At 65.0% G+C, this 14425-nt stretch carries 14 protein-coding genes; 8 read left to right on the top strand and 6 right to left on the bottom strand.

Annotated elements, in window-relative coordinates:
• Nucleotides 1-155: 155 nt before the first annotated feature.
• The 3 genes from AC0J5K_RS02940 to AC0J5K_RS02950 all read right to left on the bottom strand — a co-directional run bounded on the left by AC0J5K_RS02940 (nt 156) and on the right by AC0J5K_RS02950 (nt 2752).
• The gene (locus AC0J5K_RS02940; protein WP_048529802.1) at nt 156-1808 is read right to left on the bottom strand and encodes a BCCT family transporter; all 1653 of its coding nucleotides are present in this window, start codon (nt 1806-1808) and stop codon (nt 156-158) included.
• Nucleotides 1809-1859: 51 nt separating this feature from the next.
• Nucleotides 1860-2276, bottom strand: a complete 417-nt coding sequence (locus AC0J5K_RS02945) for a universal stress protein (RefSeq protein WP_074834326.1) — start codon at nt 2274-2276, stop codon at nt 1860-1862.
• Nucleotides 2277-2506: 230 nt separating this feature from the next.
• A complete protein-coding gene (locus AC0J5K_RS02950; RefSeq protein WP_048529805.1) occupies nt 2507-2752 on the bottom strand; it encodes an accessory factor UbiK family protein in 246 nt (81 codons plus the stop codon).
• Nucleotides 2753-2844: 92 nt separating this feature from the next.
• On the opposite strand from AC0J5K_RS02950, the gene lgt reads away from it, so the two are divergent.
• The 5 genes from lgt to AC0J5K_RS02975 all read left to right on the top strand — a co-directional run bounded on the left by lgt (nt 2845) and on the right by AC0J5K_RS02975 (nt 7017).
• The gene (lgt, locus tag AC0J5K_RS02955; protein ID WP_274565680.1) at nt 2845-3729 is read left to right on the top strand and encodes a prolipoprotein diacylglyceryl transferase; all 885 of its coding nucleotides are present in this window, start codon (nt 2845-2847) and stop codon (nt 3727-3729) included.
• Nucleotides 3726-4784 carry a class I SAM-dependent methyltransferase gene (locus AC0J5K_RS02960; RefSeq protein WP_274565679.1) on the top strand — a complete coding sequence of 353 codons (1059 nt, stop codon included), beginning with the start codon at nt 3726-3728 and terminating at the stop codon, nt 4782-4784. Before lgt ends, AC0J5K_RS02960 begins: the two co-directional genes overlap by 4 nt.
• Nucleotides 4781-5536 (top strand): peptidoglycan editing factor PgeF, encoded by a 756-nt coding sequence (pgeF, locus tag AC0J5K_RS02965; RefSeq protein ID WP_274565678.1) that lies wholly within the window; start codon nt 4781-4783, stop codon nt 5534-5536. Before AC0J5K_RS02960 ends, pgeF begins: the two co-directional genes overlap by 4 nt.
• Before the next feature lie 251 nt (nt 5537-5787).
• Nucleotides 5788-5925, top strand: a complete 138-nt coding sequence (locus tag AC0J5K_RS02970) for a hypothetical protein (protein WP_158499006.1) — start codon at nt 5788-5790, stop codon at nt 5923-5925.
• Between the two features lie 294 nt (nt 5926-6219).
• Nucleotides 6220-7017: a Hint domain-containing protein gene (locus tag AC0J5K_RS02975; protein WP_274565677.1), complete on the top strand. Its 798-nt coding sequence runs from the start codon at nt 6220-6222 to the stop codon at nt 7015-7017.
• Here the strand turns inward: AC0J5K_RS02975 and AC0J5K_RS02980 are convergent.
• The 3 genes from AC0J5K_RS02980 to gloB all read right to left on the bottom strand — a co-directional run bounded on the left by AC0J5K_RS02980 (nt 7014) and on the right by gloB (nt 11235).
• The gene (locus AC0J5K_RS02980; RefSeq protein ID WP_274565676.1) at nt 7014-7961 is read right to left on the bottom strand and encodes a M23 family metallopeptidase; all 948 of its coding nucleotides are present in this window, start codon (nt 7959-7961) and stop codon (nt 7014-7016) included. The genes AC0J5K_RS02975 and AC0J5K_RS02980 overlap by 4 nt on opposite strands.
• Nucleotides 7958-10288 carry an ATP-dependent Clp protease ATP-binding subunit ClpA gene (gene clpA, locus AC0J5K_RS02985; protein WP_274565675.1) on the bottom strand — a complete coding sequence of 777 codons (2331 nt, stop codon included), beginning with the start codon at nt 10286-10288 and terminating at the stop codon, nt 7958-7960. The genes AC0J5K_RS02980 and clpA overlap by 4 nt, the downstream gene beginning before the upstream one ends.
• 176 nt (nt 10289-10464) lie before the next feature.
• Entirely contained in the window at nt 10465-11235 is a 771-nt protein-coding gene (gene gloB / locus AC0J5K_RS02990) for a hydroxyacylglutathione hydrolase (protein WP_048529816.1), read from the bottom strand.
• A 63-nt stretch (nt 11236-11298) separates the two neighbouring features.
• Here gloB and AC0J5K_RS02995 point away from each other — a divergent pair, with 63 nt between their 5' ends.
• The 3 genes from AC0J5K_RS02995 (at nt 11299) to atpA (ending at nt 14424) form a co-directional block, all read left to right on the top strand.
• On the top strand, nt 11299-12045 hold the full coding sequence (locus AC0J5K_RS02995) for a methyltransferase domain-containing protein (RefSeq protein ID WP_048529818.1): 747 nt from the start codon (nt 11299-11301) through the stop codon (nt 12043-12045).
• Nucleotides 12046-12318: 273 nt separating this feature from the next.
• Nucleotides 12319-12885, top strand: a complete 567-nt coding sequence (locus AC0J5K_RS03000; protein ID WP_048529820.1) for a F0F1 ATP synthase subunit delta — start codon at nt 12319-12321, stop codon at nt 12883-12885.
• Nucleotides 12886-14424: a F0F1 ATP synthase subunit alpha gene (gene atpA / locus AC0J5K_RS03005; protein WP_274565674.1), complete on the top strand. Its 1539-nt coding sequence runs from the start codon at nt 12886-12888 to the stop codon at nt 14422-14424.
• Nucleotide 14425 lies beyond the last annotated feature (1 nt).

Genomic DNA, 14425 nt, shown 5'->3' on the forward strand with positions numbered 1-14425 from the left:
GGGTACTAAAAGAATGCACAGACTGACCTGTCGGTGTTGATAACCCCGGCCTGCGCGGTGTGTCGCGGATTTCGACGCGGAAACAAGAACGCCCCCGCAGGTTCCTGCGGGGGCGCATCGGCCCCGGTCACGCCGGGGCTTGCAACAGGCGGCGATCAGCCGCGCGGTTCGGCTCTCAGGCCCTTGATGATGGCCACGCAGATCAGCAGCAGGATCACCGTGAAGGGCAACCCGGTCGAGATCACCATCGCCTGAAGCGCGCCGAGCCCGCCGCCGATCAGCAGCGCAATCGCCACCAGCCCTTCGAAGGTGCACCAGAACACCCGTTGCGGCATCGGCGCATCGACCTTGCCGCCGGCGGTGATCGTATCGATCACCAGCGAGCCGCTGTCGGACGAGGTGACGAAGAAGACGATCACCAGAATGATGCCGATGGTCGAGGTAATGGCGGCAAAGGGCAGGCCTTCGAGCATCGCAAACAGCGACAGGGGCGGGTTGTAGCTGTCGATCACCTGCGCCTTGACGGCGCTGCCCGCGGGGTCGGCGATGACCTGTTCGATGGCCGCGCCGCCGAACACCGCCATCCACAGAAGGCAGACGAAAGACGGGATGATCAGCACACAGGTGACGAATTCGCGCACCGTGCGGCCACGGCTGACCCGGGCGATGAACATGCCGACGAAGGGGGACCAGGAAATCCACCAGGCCCAGTAGAAGGCGGTCCAGCCCTGCATGTAGCCGGTGTCTTCACGGCCATGCGGGTTGGACAGCGGAATGACCTCCTGGAAATAGGCGAGGATGCCACGGCCGAATTCCGACAGGATGGTGCCGGCGCCGGCTGCGACAAGCACAAAGACCAGCAGCAGCAGGGCAATCACCATGTTGATCTCGGAGAGCACCTTGACGCCGCCGTCAAGCCCGCGCAGCACCGAGATCAGCGCCACCGCGGTGATCGCGATGATCAGGATCACCTGCACGGTGATGCTGTTGGGCAGGCCGTAGACATATTCCAGCCCGGCGTTCGCCTGCTGCGCGCCAAAGCCCAGCGAGGTGGCGAGGCCGAAGAGCGTGGCAAAGACGGCCAGGGTGTCGATGATATGGCCGGTCCAGCCCCAGACCCGTTCGCCAAAGATCGGGTAGAAGGCCGAGCGGATGGTGAGCGGCAGGCCCTTGTTGTAGGTAAAGAGCGCCAGGGCCAGCGCCACCACGGCATAGATTGCCCAGGGGTGCAGTGCCCAGTGATAGGAGGTGGCGGCCAGGGCCATGCGGCGCGCTTCGGCGACGTTTTCCTCGATCAGGGCGCCGTCCTCGGTAAAGGGCCGCACCACGCCCAGCGGCTCGTCGCCCCAGGGGGTGCCGAAGTAATAGACCGGCTCGAGCACGCCAAAGAACATCAGGCCGATGCCCATGCCGGCGGCAAAGAGCATGGCGAACCATCCCGGATAGCCATAATCGGGCGTGGCGTCCCGGCCGCCAAGCCGCACCGAGCCCCAGGGCGAGACGATCAGGAACAGGCAGAAAAGCACGAAGATATTGGCCGACCAGAGGAAGAACCAGTCGAAGTTGGAGGTCAGCGCCGGGCGCAGCCAGCCAAAGAACTCACCGGCCTGACCCGGCGCCACCAGGGCGTAGGCCACAAAGGCGACGATGGAGAGGCCCGAGATCAGAAAGACAGGATTGTGGATATCGAGGCCGATCGGGCCCATTTTGGTCTCGATATTGTCCTGCCCGATCTCGTAATCGGTTTCGATGATATCCGCCGCGCCCTCTGGCGCGGGGATACCCTGATCGGTGTTTATGTCTGTCATTGGACAGTCCCCTTGTAGTGTCGGTTCCGGGCCGGGGCCGGGCTGAGCGGATCAGCCGCGCACCAGCAGGACCGAGCATTTCGCGTGTTCGGCGACCTTGCCGCCGTTCGAAGGCCAGACGTATTCCATCAGTCCGGGCACATGGCTTTGCATCACGATGAGGTCGGCGCCGATCTCTTCGGCGGCCTCGAGCAGCGCGTCGTCGATCTCGGTCGCCGGGTCATGCGCCATTTTTGTGTGTGCCTCGGAAGAGATCCCAAGCGATGCCGCCTTGTCTTTGGCAAAGTCGGCGAGTTTTTCTTGGTATTCCGCCGGGTTGTGCGCCACCGAGGACGGTACGCCGGAGGTTACTCCGACATAAACCAGGCTGGCCTCGTAGAGCTTGGCGAGATCGGCCGCACATTGAAGCGAATGCGTCAGCTTTTCGCGGTGCGTCAGGTCGACGGGCACCATGATTTTCTTGAACATTTTCTTCCCTCCGTGTTGCGCGGTGTTTGTCTTGGATCACCGGGAACCTGGTTGGCGCCTTCGGCCAGCACGGGCCAAGTGGCCCTGCGCTGCGCCGCAGAGCCTATTTGTTGTGCAGCCGTGATGCAAACAGACAGCCGGCTCTGTTCGATAGCTAGCGCGCCGGTTGCAAAGAAAAAGGCCGGGCGATTGGCCCGGCCTCCGCACTTCGATTGTCTGACAGGACGTCGTCAGCCGTCCTTGCGCTCGAGCTTGTCGAGCCGCGCCTTGAGCAGCTCGTTTTCCTCGCGGGCCTTCTGGGCCATGCCGCGCACCGCATCGAACTCTTCGCGGGTCACAAAATCGCGATCCGCCAGCCAGCGGTCCATCATCGATTTCATCGCGGTTTCCGCCTCGGTCCTGGCGCCCTGAGCCACGCCCATTGCGTTAGTCATCAGTTGCGACAGGTCGTCGAATACCTTGTTCCGGCTCTGCATGGGGTCTCTCCGTTACATTTGGTTACTATATGGCGGCCCCGGAGGCGGGCGACAAGGTTGACCTCGGCAAAAGCGAAAGGCAAAGGAGCGTCATGTCATCGGTCATCCCATTCCCCCCGCTCAGCCCCGAGATCTTCTCGGTCGATCTCTTTGGCATGAGCTTTGCTCTGCGCTGGTATGCGCTGGCCTATATCGCCGGGATCGTGCTTGGCTGGGTGCTGGCTGTGCGGCTGCTGAAACGCCCGACGCTGTGGCGCAACGACAGCCCGCCGATGACGCCGGCGCAGCTCGAGGACCTGATGACCTGGATCATCCTCGGCATCATCCTGGGCGGGCGGCTGGGCTTTGTGCTGTTCTATCAGCCGGGCTACTACCTCGCCAATCCGGGCGAGATCCTGATGATCTGGCAGGGCGGCATGTCCTTCCATGGCGGGCTTCTCGGGGTCATCCTCGCGGCCTGGATCTGGAGCGCCCGCAACAATGTTGAACGCCTGCCGATGGCCGACATGATGGCGCTGGGCACCTGGCCGGGGCTGCTCTTCGGCCGGTTGGCGAATTTCGTGAACGCCGAGCTTTGGGGCCGTCCGACCGATCTGCCCTGGGCGGTGGCCTTCCCCGGCACGGCGGCGCAGGATTGCGGCCAGCCGGCGGGCGAACTGTGCGGCCGGCACCCGAGCCAGCTTTATGAAGCCGGGCTCGAGGGCGTGCTGCTTGGCGTGCTGCTGCTCTGGCTGGCGCTGGCGCGCGGCTGGCTCAAGACGCCGGGGCGGATTGCCGCGATGTTCTTTGCCGGTTACGGCGCGGCGCGTTTCTTTGTCGAATTCTTTCGCCAGCCGGATGAACAATTCGTCAGCCCGGGCAACCCGCTGGGGCTGGCCTGGCACGTCGGCGGCTGGGGGCTGACCATGGGGCAGCTTCTGTCGCTGCCGATGATCGTCGTGGGGCTCTGGTTGGTGCTGCGGAAACGCCCGGCATGAGTGCACTTGCGCCGATCCTTCTGGAGCGCATCGCGGCCGAGGGGCCGATTTCACTGGCCGACTACATGGCCACCTGCCTGATGCACCCCGATCACGGGGTCTATACCGCGCGCGATCCGCTGGGGGCGGCGGGCGATTTCACCACCGCGCCCGAGATCAGCCAGATGTTCGGCGAACTCATCGGCCTGGCGCTGGCGCAGGCCTGGATCGATCAGGGGCGGCCGGCGTTCACCCTGGCCGAGCTGGGGCCGGGGCGGGGCACGTTGATGGCGGATATCCTGCGGGCCGGACGCCGCGTGCCGGGCTTTCTCGAGGCCGCGCAGGTCATGCTGGTCGAGGCATCGCCGCTGCTGCGCGACCGGCAGAAGGCGGCGTTGCAAGGCCATGCGGTGGCCTGGGCCGACCATGTCGATGCGCTACCGCAGGCACCGCTCTGGCTGGTCGCGAACGAATTCTTCGACGCGCTGCCGGTGCGGCAGTTCGAACGCCAAGGTGCGGGCTGGTGCGAGCGTCGGGTCGGCGCCCGCGACGGCGCGCTGGTGCTGGGGCGGACCGAACCGACGGCGGTTCCGGCGCTGGCCCATCGGCTGGCAGATACCGGCGAGGGCGATGTCGTCGAGCTGGCGCCGGGTCTGCCGGTGATCGCGCAGGCCATCGGCCAGCGGATCGCCGATCACGGCGGTGCGGCGCTGATCGTGGATTACGGCGATTGGCGGTCGCTGGGTGATACCTTGCAGGCGCTGAAGGCGCACCGGCGCGTCGATCCGCTGGCCAGCCCGGGCGAGGCCGATCTCACCACCCATGTGGATTTCGAGGCCATCGCCGCCGCCGCCGGCTGTGCCCATACCCGCCTGACCCCGCAGGGGGTGTTTCTCGAACGGCTGGGCATCACGCCGCGCGCGCAGCAATTGGCCGGTGCCCTGCAAGGTGCCGCGCTCGAGAGCCATGTCGCCGCACATCGGCGGTTGACGCACCCCGAGGAAATGGGGACGCTCTTCAAAATTCTGGGGCTGCTGCCCGAAGGCGCCCCGCCGATACCCGGATTGGACCTATGACGCTGGAAATCCTCACATCCGATCTTTTGGCCCCGGTCAGGCACGGGTTCTTTACCCGCCGCGGTGGCGCCTCTTCGGGTGTGTTTCACGGGCTGAACTGCGGCCAGGGCTCCTCGGATCAATCCGAGATCGTGGCGATCAATCGCAGCCGGGTCGCCGCCAGCCTCGGACTGGCGGCGCAAAGCCTGGTGACAGTGCATCAGGTGCATTCCGCCACCGCCGTGCCGGTCGATACGCCGTTTGACACGCCGCCGCGCGCCGATGCGATGGTGACGGCGACGCCGGGCCTGGCGCTGGGCGTGCTGAGCGCGGATTGCCAGCCGGTGCTGTTTGCCGATGTCCGGGCCGGCGTGATCGGCGCCGCCCATGCCGGCTGGCGCGGTGCGCTCGACGGCGTGCTCGAGGCGACGCTGGACGCGATGGAGGCCCTGGGCGCCGCGCGCGAGGACGTGCATGCGGTGATCGGGCCCACGATCTCGCAAAGCGCCTATGAGGTCGGGCCCGAGTTCGTCGAGGATTTCATGGCCGAAGACCCGCAAAGCGCACGCTTTTTCGGCCAGGGCAAGGGCGACCGCTATCTGTTCGATCTGCCGGGGTTCGGCCTTTATCGGCTGCGCATGGCCGGGGTGGGCGAGGCCGAATGGCTGCGCCACTGCACCTATGGCGATGCCGACCGGTTCTATTCCTACCGCCGCTCGGTGCATGCCGGCGAGGCCGATTACGGCCGGCTGATTTCGGCGATCCGACTGTGATTGCGGCACGGGCGGGGCAGGGGGCTGCCTTGTCCTTGCCACATTGCCCGGGTGCGGGATGCGGAAGTTCCGTTTAAGTTTATGAAAAATTTGTATAAAATGCAGTTTGACGCGCCGCCGATTTTCCAGCCTGCGGCCGGGCGGAATTAACCAGAAATCATTCATCCTGCCGCACGCCTGCCGAAAACCGCGTGCATACTGTCGGGGACAGCGCGGCTCTTTCTGCCGCGGATCAGATCGAGGAATGCAATATGAAAACCCGGTTTATCCAATCCGCCGTTCAGCGTGCGCAACAGTCCAAGGCCGAGCTGCCCTTTGCCCGCGGCACCCGCCGCGCCGCGGCGATCGCGCGCCGCAAGCAAGCGGCCCCGCTGCGCAAGAGCGCCTGACAGCCACGCCAAGTCCCCCACGTGACAAGCCGTGCCCCTTGCCGAGGGCGCGGCTTTTGGCTGATGTCCGCTCCGATTCGCCAGCGTGCAGAATTGTGGCAGGCCGGTTTTCGCAGCCACGACAATCCAGCCGCATTCGCCGGGATTGGCCTGCCAGGGCCGCCCAATCGATGCAAGATTTTGACGGATCGACGGAATTCTGCTTCTTTGATCTCGTTGACTAGACGCAATCAGTCCGTCTGTCGTTGTCGGTGGGGGCCGGCGCGGATGTGACCCACACTCTGGGAGCATATCATGACGAGTCCCCTTTTGCCGCATCAGCGGCGCCTCTCCGCCACAGAGCGCATGCCGGTTACGGCAGTCCAACGCTTTGCCCGCGCCGGTGACCGGCCCCGACGCGACCTGCCGATGATGCGGCGCATGGAAGTGGCCGCGCTCAACGCCGATTTCTCCATCCAGGAACAGAGCTTTGCCGTGCCGCAGACCGAAGTCTTCGAGCGCGCGGTGTCGGGTTTTGCCCGCGGCACCGTGCTGGCCACGCCGAACGGGCCGGTGGCGATCGAGGATCTGCTGCCCGGCGACATGGTGCAGTCTTCCCAGGGGCCACAGCGGGTGCGCTGGATCGGTTCGGCGGCGATCATGCCCGGTCAGGCGCTGCCGGGCAGCATGCTTGACGGGTTGATCCGCGTCACCGCCGAGGCCTTTGGCGTCGGCCGGCCCGGCAGCGACGTCGTGCTGGGGCCGGGTGCCGCGATCCTGCACAACCCGCCGCAGTTCCGTGCCGCCACCGGCGAGGGCCATGTGCTGACGCCGGTGCAGGATTTCATCGACGGGGTGAGCGTCTTCAAGGTGACGCCGCCAAGCGCGGTCAAGATCTATCACCTGATGCTCGACCGGCATGCGGCGGTCCAGGCCGGGGGGCTCGAGGTCGAGAGCTATCACCCCGGCAGCGGCGCCGTGGGACGCATGGGCGAGAATGCGCAGCGGCTTTTCATGTCGCTCTTTCCCTTCCTGACGCATCCGCGCGACTTCGGAGCCCTCGGGTTTCCGCGGGTGGAACTGGAGATGCTCGAAGGCCTCCGGGTCGGTTAACGCAGGGTGAGCGTGGTGGCGCGGGTTTCCAGCGGGTCCGCGCCGCGCCGCAGCGTCACCGTCAGCCGGTAGTCGCCGGCCGGCCAGCCGCCGGCCTGCGCCTTGCGACCGGCGGCGCGAAACAGCGTCGCCTGCGGCTTCTCGATTGGCGCGTCATGGGCGATCACCCGGCCTTCGGGCCCGTCGATGACGATCCGCAGGACATCGCCGGCGCGCGCCCCGAAGGCATGGCCATAGCCCACCAGCGCGGTGTCGCGGCGTGGCGGTGTGTCATCGGCGCTGCCCTCGGTCACCGCCGCCAGATCGGGCACCTGCGCCGCAAAGCCGAGCGACAGGAGGCCGCCGGGGCGATAGGCGGGCGGGTCCAGCCAGAGCGTGGCGCCGCTGCCGCAACTGTCGGCGTTCTCGGGTGCAAAGGGATCGATCACCGTGCCGTTCCGGCGCAGGGTCATGTGCAGATGCGGAAACTGGGTGCGGCCGCTGAGCCCGATCTCGCCCAGCACCGTGCCGGCCGCGACCTCTTGGCCCTGGGTGACCGCGACGGTGCCCTGGCGCATGTGGCAATATTGGGTTTCCCAGCCATCGGCATGCCGGATGGCAACCCCGTTGCCGCAGTCCTTGCCCGCCAGATCACGGCCGTCGTGCAGCCGGTCGGCCACCCCGTCGCGGCGTGCGCGCACCACGCCCGGGGCGGCGGCGCGCACGCGCACGCCCTGGGCCATGGCCGCAAGCGTGGGCAGGGCGATGTCGGTGCCCTTGTGGCCGTCGTAACTCAGCCCCTGACAGGTGAAATCCCGCGCGCCGGGGCCGGGATAGTGATCGACATATTGCTGGATGTAGCAGGTCTCGCCCAGGGTGCAGTCCACCGGGAAGTCCAAAGAAAAGGGCTCAGCCGCCGCGAGGGAGGCCGAGCCCAGAAGGCAGGCGCAGAGCCTGCGGATCATTCCGCCGTCAGAAGCGGCGGTTTTTTCCCGGCGAGGCGCGGATTGTCCGGCCCGCTCATTTGCAGGTCGATCTTGCCGTCCTTGATCGCCACGCGGACGACGCCGCCCTTGGCCAGCTTGCCGAACAGAAGCTCTTCGGCCAGCGGCTTCTTGATGTGTTCCTGGATGACGCGGGCCAGCGGGCGGGCACCCATCTTGTCGTCATAGCCTTTCTCACCCAGCCATTCGGCCGCCGGTTTGGTCAGCTCGATGGTGACATTGCGGTCCATCAGCTGCGCTTCGAGTTGCAGCACGAACTTCTCGACCACCTGCGCGATCACCGATTTCGGCAGCGGCTTGAAGCTGATGACAGCGTCGAGCCGGTTGCGGAACTCGGGCGTGAAGGTGCGCTCGATGGCGGCGGTATCCTCGCCCTCGCGGCGGTCGCGGCCAAAGCCGATGGCGGCCTTTGCCTGTTCCTGGGCACCGGCGTTCGAGGTCATGATCAGGATCACGTTGCGGAAATCCACTGTCCGGCCGTTGTGGTCGGTCAATGTGCCGTGGTCCATCACCTGGAGCAGGATGTTGTAGACATCCGGGTGCGCCTTTTCCATCTCGTCCAGCAGCAGCACGCAATGCGGGTGCTGATCGACGCCATCGGTCAACTGGCCGCCCTGGTCAAAGCCGACATAGCCCGGAGGCGCGCCGATCAGACGCGAGACCGCGTGTTTCTCCATGTATTCCGACATGTCGAAACGCAGCAGTTCGACGCCCAGCGTATCGGCGAGCTGTTTGGCCACCTCGGTCTTGCCGACGCCGGTGGGGCCCGCAAACAGGTAGTTGCCGATCGGCTTCTCCGGTTCGCGCAGGCCGGCGCGGGCCAGCTTGATCGCCGAAGAGAGCGCCACGATGGCATCATCCTGACCAAAGACCACGCGCTTCAGGCTGGTTTCCAGATCCTTGAGCACCTCGGCATCGTCCTTGGAGACGTTTTTCGGCGGGATGCGCGCGATCTTGGCGACGACATCCTCGATCTCCTTGGTACCGATGGTCTTGCGACGGCGGCTCTCGACGATCAGATGCTGCGCCGCGCCGGCCTCGTCGATAACGTCGATGGCCTTGTCGGGCAGTTTCCGGTCGGTGATGTAGCGCGCCGAGAGCTCCACCGCGGTCTTGATTGCGTCAGCGGTGTACTTGATGTGGTGGTGGTCCTCGAAATAGGGCTTCAACCCCTTGAGGATCTTGACCGAATCCTCGACCGAAGGCTCCACCACGTCGATCTTCTGGAACCGGCGGGCCAGCGCGCGGTCTTTCTCGAAGTGCTGGCGGAACTCCTTGTAGGTGGTCGAGCCCATGGTGCGCAGCTTGCCGCCCTGAAGCGCGGGCTTCAGCAGGTTGGAGGCATCCATCGCCCCGCCGGAGGTGGCGCCGGCGCCGATCACGGTGTGGATCTCGTCGATGAAGAGCACCGCGTTGGGATGTTCCTCAAGCTCGTTGACCACCGCCTTGAGCCGTTCCTCGAAATCGCCGCGATAGCGGGTGCCGGCCAGGAGCGCGCCCATGTCGAGCGAATAGATCGTGGTGCCGGCAAGCACCTCGGGGGTTTCGCCGGCCTCGATCTTGCGCGCCAGACCTTCCGCGATGGCGGTCTTGCCGACGCCCGGATCGCCCACCAGAAGCGGGTTGTTCTTGCGCCGGCGGCAGAGCACCTGGATGCAGCGCTCGACCTCGCTCTCGCGGCCGATCAGCGGATCGACATCGCCAAGGCGGGCCTTTTCGTTCAGGTCGACGCAGTATTTGCCAAGCGCGCTTTCCTTCTGGTCGGCCTCGGGAGTGCTGTCGGTGGTTTGCTGGTCGTCGTCCATGTCCTGGGCGCCGGTCACCGGCCGGGCCTCGCCGTAGGCGGGATCCTTGGCGACACCATGGGCGATGAAATTCACCGCGTCATAGCGCGTCATGTCCTGCTCTTGCAGGAAATAGGCGGCGTTGGACTCGCGCTCTGCAAAGATTGCCACCAGCACGTTGGCGCCGGTCACCTCGGTGCGGCCCGAGCTCTGGACATGGATCGCGGCGCGCTGGATCACCCGCTGGAAGGCCGCCGTCGGCACCGCCTCGGATCCTTCGATGTCGGTCACCAGGTTCGACAGGTCGGTGTCGACATATTCCACCAGCTTGGTGCGCAGCTCCTCGGTGTCGACCGAGCAGGCTTTCATCACCCGCGTCGCGTCGGGTTCGTCGATCAGCGCCAGAAGCAGATGCTCCAGCGTTGCGAATTCATGCGAGCGGCTGTTGGCCAGGGCCAGGGCCGCGTGGATCGCCTGTTCAAGCGTATTCGAGAATGAAGGCACTTTATTCGTGCTCCTTCTAATCTATGTCGGCGGCGAAAGACGCCAAGCCAACCGTGGCCTCATAAGGTTAAAGTTTGGTCGATCTCAGGCCCGCTTCAAGTTTTTTCTTTGCGAACCCGCTCACATTTCCAAACACTGTGTGCACAGCGCCGTGATATGCGGCAGCGCGGCGAGGGCTAGGAAAAGCTGTCGCGACGCTTGCGTACCTCGGCAAAAACGGCCAAGGGATCACCGTCTGCCAGACCGACCGAGGCCTGAACCGCCGGGATATGGCAGCGCAGGAACGGGTTGGTGTCCAGCTCGAGTGCAAGGGTTGTGGGGACAGTGGCGCGCCCCGCTGCGCGCGCCGCCGCAATCTCGTCTCTGCGAGAGATAAGGCGGGAATTCTCCGGTTCAATGGTCAGGGCAAAGCGGACGTTGGTTTCGGCGTATTCATGGCCCGAACAGACGATTGTTTCCGGCGGCAGGACGGCCATCCGGCCCAGGCTGTCGAACATCTGCGCCGCGGTGCCTTCGAACAGCCGGCCACAGCCCAGATGCATCAGGCTGTCCATCGTCACCAGGATGGCCGAGGTCGGCAGGTGATAGGCGACATGGCCGGTGGTATGGCCCGGCACCTCGATCACCTCGACGCTTTCGCCGCCAAGCGGCACCACATCGCCCTGGCCGACCTGCTGGTCGAGCGAGGGCAGGCGGTGGGCATCGGCGGCGGCGCCGATCACCCGGGCCGGCGCCTTGGCCAGAAGATCGGCGGTGCCCTGCACGTGGTCGGGGTGGTGGTGGGTCAGGAAGACATGGCTGAGGCGCCAGCCGCGCGCCTCCAGCGTCTCCAGGATCGGCCCGGCTTCGGGCACGTCGAACACCGCCGTTTCGCCGCTTTTGTCGTCGTGCACGAGATAGGCGTAATTGTCCGACAGACAGGGGATGGTCACAAGCTCAAGGGGCATGGCAATTCGCGGCTCCGTTGCTAGAGTGGCCCTCAAGTCTGACCCAAGCCGACGCGGATCGCAATGCACCTGGATGTACAGGACCTGAGGAATTTCTATTACCGCAGCGCGCTTGGCCGTGCGGCGCAGCGGGCGGTGAGTACCCGGATGCTGCGGCTCTGGCCCGAGGCCAAGGGCCAGACGGTGGCGGGCTTTGGATTTGCCGTGCCGCTGCTGCGGCCCTATCTGGCCGAGGCGCGCCGGGTCATGGCGCTGATGCCGGGGCCGCAGGGGGTGATGCGCTGGCCGGCCGGGATGCCCAATGTCTCGGTGCTGACCGAAGAAACCTCCTGGCCGGTCGAGACCGGGCGGATCGACAAGCTGGTGGTGATGCACGGGCTGGAAACCTCGGAGCGGCCCTCGGTGCTGCTCGAGGAATGCCATCGGGTGCTGGGGCCGGGGGGCAAGATCCTCTTTGTCGTGCCCAACCGCGCCGGGCTCTGGTCGCGCAGCGATGCCACGCCTTTCGGTTATGGCCGGCCCTACACGCAGAGCCAGCTCGAGACCCAGTTGCGCAGCCATGGCTTCATGCCGGAAAAACATGCCTCGGCGCTGTACCAGCCGCCGTCGCCACGGCGGTTCTGGATGAAGACCGGGCGGCTCTGGGAAAGTTCGGGCCAGCGCTTTGGCCTGCCGCTGCCCGCGGGGGTGCTGATGGTCGAGGCCTCCAAGCGCGTGCAGGCGCCGCATGACCCCGGTCTGCGGGTCCGGGTGCCCAGCCCGCTCGACGTCCTCAGCCCGAAGCCCGCAAAAGAGGCAAAGCCCGTTTAGGCGCTAACAGCGGAAAATCCACCCCGGGAATCGTCGCAGTTCACGAAAATGAAAGATTTTTGAGACGCTTGCAGGTGCGCATTCGGTCGCACATGCGGCAAGCTGCTGATAACACTTATTTATTCACGCGGCTTAAAAACCCTCAAGTATGTTGCGGGGTTGAGAAGGCTCTGCTACATCCGGCGTGATTTAGCGCCTTGAGAGATGTCAGGGCCGGGAAACGTCCCCGGACGCCACAGGAATGCGGCAAACCGGGGCCAGACAGTCGGAAGGGTGGACGTGTCCGAACCAGCTTCGATTTCCTCGGGTATTGCCGATCGCTATGCGTCGGCCGTGTTCGAGATTGCCAACGAGAACGGCACTATCGCCGAACTTGAAACCAGCCTCGACGATCTGGCTGCCGCACTCGACAGCAGCGAGGAACTGCGCGACCTGATTGGCAACCCGCTGTATTCCCGCGACGATCAGCAGAACGCCATCATCGCAATCGGTCAGAAGATGAAGCTCCTCCCGGTGCTCGTCAATACCATGGGCCTGATGGCGGCCAAGCGCCGCCTGTTCGTCCTGCCTCACCTGGTCGCCCGGCTGCGCGCCAAGATTGCCGCCCACAAGGGCGAAGTGACCGCGGATGTGACCAGCGCCACGGCCCTGAGCCCGGCGCAGGCCGATGCCCTGGCGGCATCGCTGAAGAAATCCGTGGGCAAGGATGTCAAAGTAAATGCGACCGTCGATGAGAGCCTCATCGGCGGTCTTGTTGTCAAGGTGGGCTCGAAGATGATCGATACCTCGATCCGCTCGAAGCTCAATTCCCTCCAGAATGCAATGAAAGAGGTCGGATAAATGGGTATCCAAGCAGCCGAGATTTCTGCGATCCTAAAGGAGCAGATCCAAAACTTCGGGCAAGAAGCCGAAGTCGCCGAAGTGGGCCGCGTGCTCTCTGTCGGTGACGGTATCGCGCGGGTCTATGGCCTCGACAGCATCCAGGCGGGTGAAATGGTCGAGTTCCCCGGCGGCATCATGGGCATGGCGCTGAACCTCGAGACCGACAACGTCGGTGTGGTGATCTTCGGTTCCGACCGGGACATCAAGGAAGGCGACACCGTCAAGCGCACCAATTCGATCGTGGACGTCCCCGCAGGCCCCGAGCTGCTCGGCCGCGTGGTCGACGGCCTCGGCAGTCCGCTGGACGGCAAGGGCCCGATCAAGGCGTCCGAGCGTCGCATCGCCGACGTCAAGGCGCCGGGTATCATCCCGCGTAAATCCGTGCACGAACCGATGGCGACCGGCCTCAAGGCCGTCGACTCGATGATCCCGATCGGCCGTGGCCAGCGCGAGCTGATCATTGGCGACCGTCAGACCGGCAAGACCGCCGTCGCGCTCGACGCGGTTCTGAACCAGAAATCCTACAACGACGCCGCCGGCGATGACGACAGCAAGAAGCTGTACTGCGTCTATGTCGCGATCGGCCAGAAGCGGTCCACCGTGGCGCAGCTGGTTAAGCGTCTCGAGGAATCTGGCGCCATCGACTATTCGATCGTCGTCGCCGCGACCGCCTCCGACCCGGCCCCGATGCAGTTCCTGGCACCCTATGCCGCGACCGCCATGGCCGAGTACTTCCGTGACAACGGCAAGCACGCGCTGATCATCTACGATGACCTCTCCAAGCAAGCCGTGTCCTACCGCCAGATGTCGCTGCTGCTGCGTCGTCCGCCGGGCCGTGAAGCCTATCCGGGTGACGTTTTCTACCTCCACTCGCGCCTGCTCGAGCGTTCGGCCAAGCTGAACGAGGACAACGGCGCCGGCTCGCTGACCGCGCTGCCGATCATCGAAACCCAGGGTGGTGACGTTTCGGCCTTTATTCCGACCAACGTGATCTCGATCACCGACGGCCAGATCTTCCTTGAGACCGAGCTGTTCTATCAGGGCATCCGCCCCGCCGTGAACACCGGTCTGTCGGTCTCGCGCGTGGGTTCCTCGGCCCAGACCAACGCGATGAAATCGGTCGCCGGTCCGGTGAAACTGGAACTCGCTCAGTACCGCGAAATGGCGGCCTTTGCGCAGTTCGGTTCCGACCTCGACGCCGCGACCCAGCAGCTGCTGAACCGTGGTGCGCGTCTGACCGAGCTGATGAAACAGCCGCAGTATTCGCCGCTGACCAACGCCGAAATCGTCTGCGTGATCTTCGCCGGCACCAAGGGCTACCTCGACAAGATCAAGGTGTCCGAAGTGGGCCGTTTCGAGAAGGGCCTGCTGCAACACCTGCGTTCCAAGCACGCCGATCTTCTGGATTACATCACCGAAGAAGACCCGAAGATCAAAGGTGAAGCCGAGGACAAGATCCGCGCCGCACTGGACGAATTCGCCGCCGACTTCGCATAAG

The sequence above is a fragment of the Marinovum sp. E3 genome (assembly GCF_055755275.1).

What these genes read in the sequence shown, in the direction of transcription:
- AC0J5K_RS02960 (WP_274565679.1), top strand. Translation starts at nt 3,726, where the DNA reads ATGAGTGCACTTGCGCCGATCCTTCTGGAGCGCATCGCGGCCGAGGGG.
- AC0J5K_RS02950 (WP_048529805.1), bottom strand. Translation starts at nt 2,752, where the DNA reads ATGCAGAGCCGGAACAAGGTATTCGACGACCTGTCGCAACTGATGACT.
- AC0J5K_RS02995 (WP_048529818.1), top strand. Translation starts at nt 11,299, where the DNA reads ATGCACCTGGATGTACAGGACCTGAGGAATTTCTATTACCGCAGCGCG.
- gloB (WP_048529816.1), bottom strand. Translation starts at nt 11,235, where the DNA reads ATGCCCCTTGAGCTTGTGACCATCCCCTGTCTGTCGGACAATTACGCC.
- lgt (WP_274565680.1), top strand. Translation starts at nt 2,845, where the DNA reads ATGTCATCGGTCATCCCATTCCCCCCGCTCAGCCCCGAGATCTTCTCG.
- AC0J5K_RS02945 (WP_074834326.1), bottom strand. Translation starts at nt 2,276, where the DNA reads ATGTTCAAGAAAATCATGGTGCCCGTCGACCTGACGCACCGCGAAAAG.
- AC0J5K_RS02970 (WP_158499006.1), top strand. Translation starts at nt 5,788, where the DNA reads ATGAAAACCCGGTTTATCCAATCCGCCGTTCAGCGTGCGCAACAGTCC.
- AC0J5K_RS02980 (WP_274565676.1), bottom strand. Translation starts at nt 7,961, where the DNA reads ATGATCCGCAGGCTCTGCGCCTGCCTTCTGGGCTCGGCCTCCCTCGCG.
- atpA (WP_274565674.1), top strand. Translation starts at nt 12,886, where the DNA reads ATGGGTATCCAAGCAGCCGAGATTTCTGCGATCCTAAAGGAGCAGATC.
- AC0J5K_RS02975 (WP_274565677.1), top strand. Translation starts at nt 6,220, where the DNA reads ATGACGAGTCCCCTTTTGCCGCATCAGCGGCGCCTCTCCGCCACAGAG.
- AC0J5K_RS02940 (WP_048529802.1), bottom strand. Translation starts at nt 1,808, where the DNA reads ATGACAGACATAAACACCGATCAGGGTATCCCCGCGCCAGAGGGCGCG.
- pgeF (WP_274565678.1), top strand. Translation starts at nt 4,781, where the DNA reads ATGACGCTGGAAATCCTCACATCCGATCTTTTGGCCCCGGTCAGGCAC.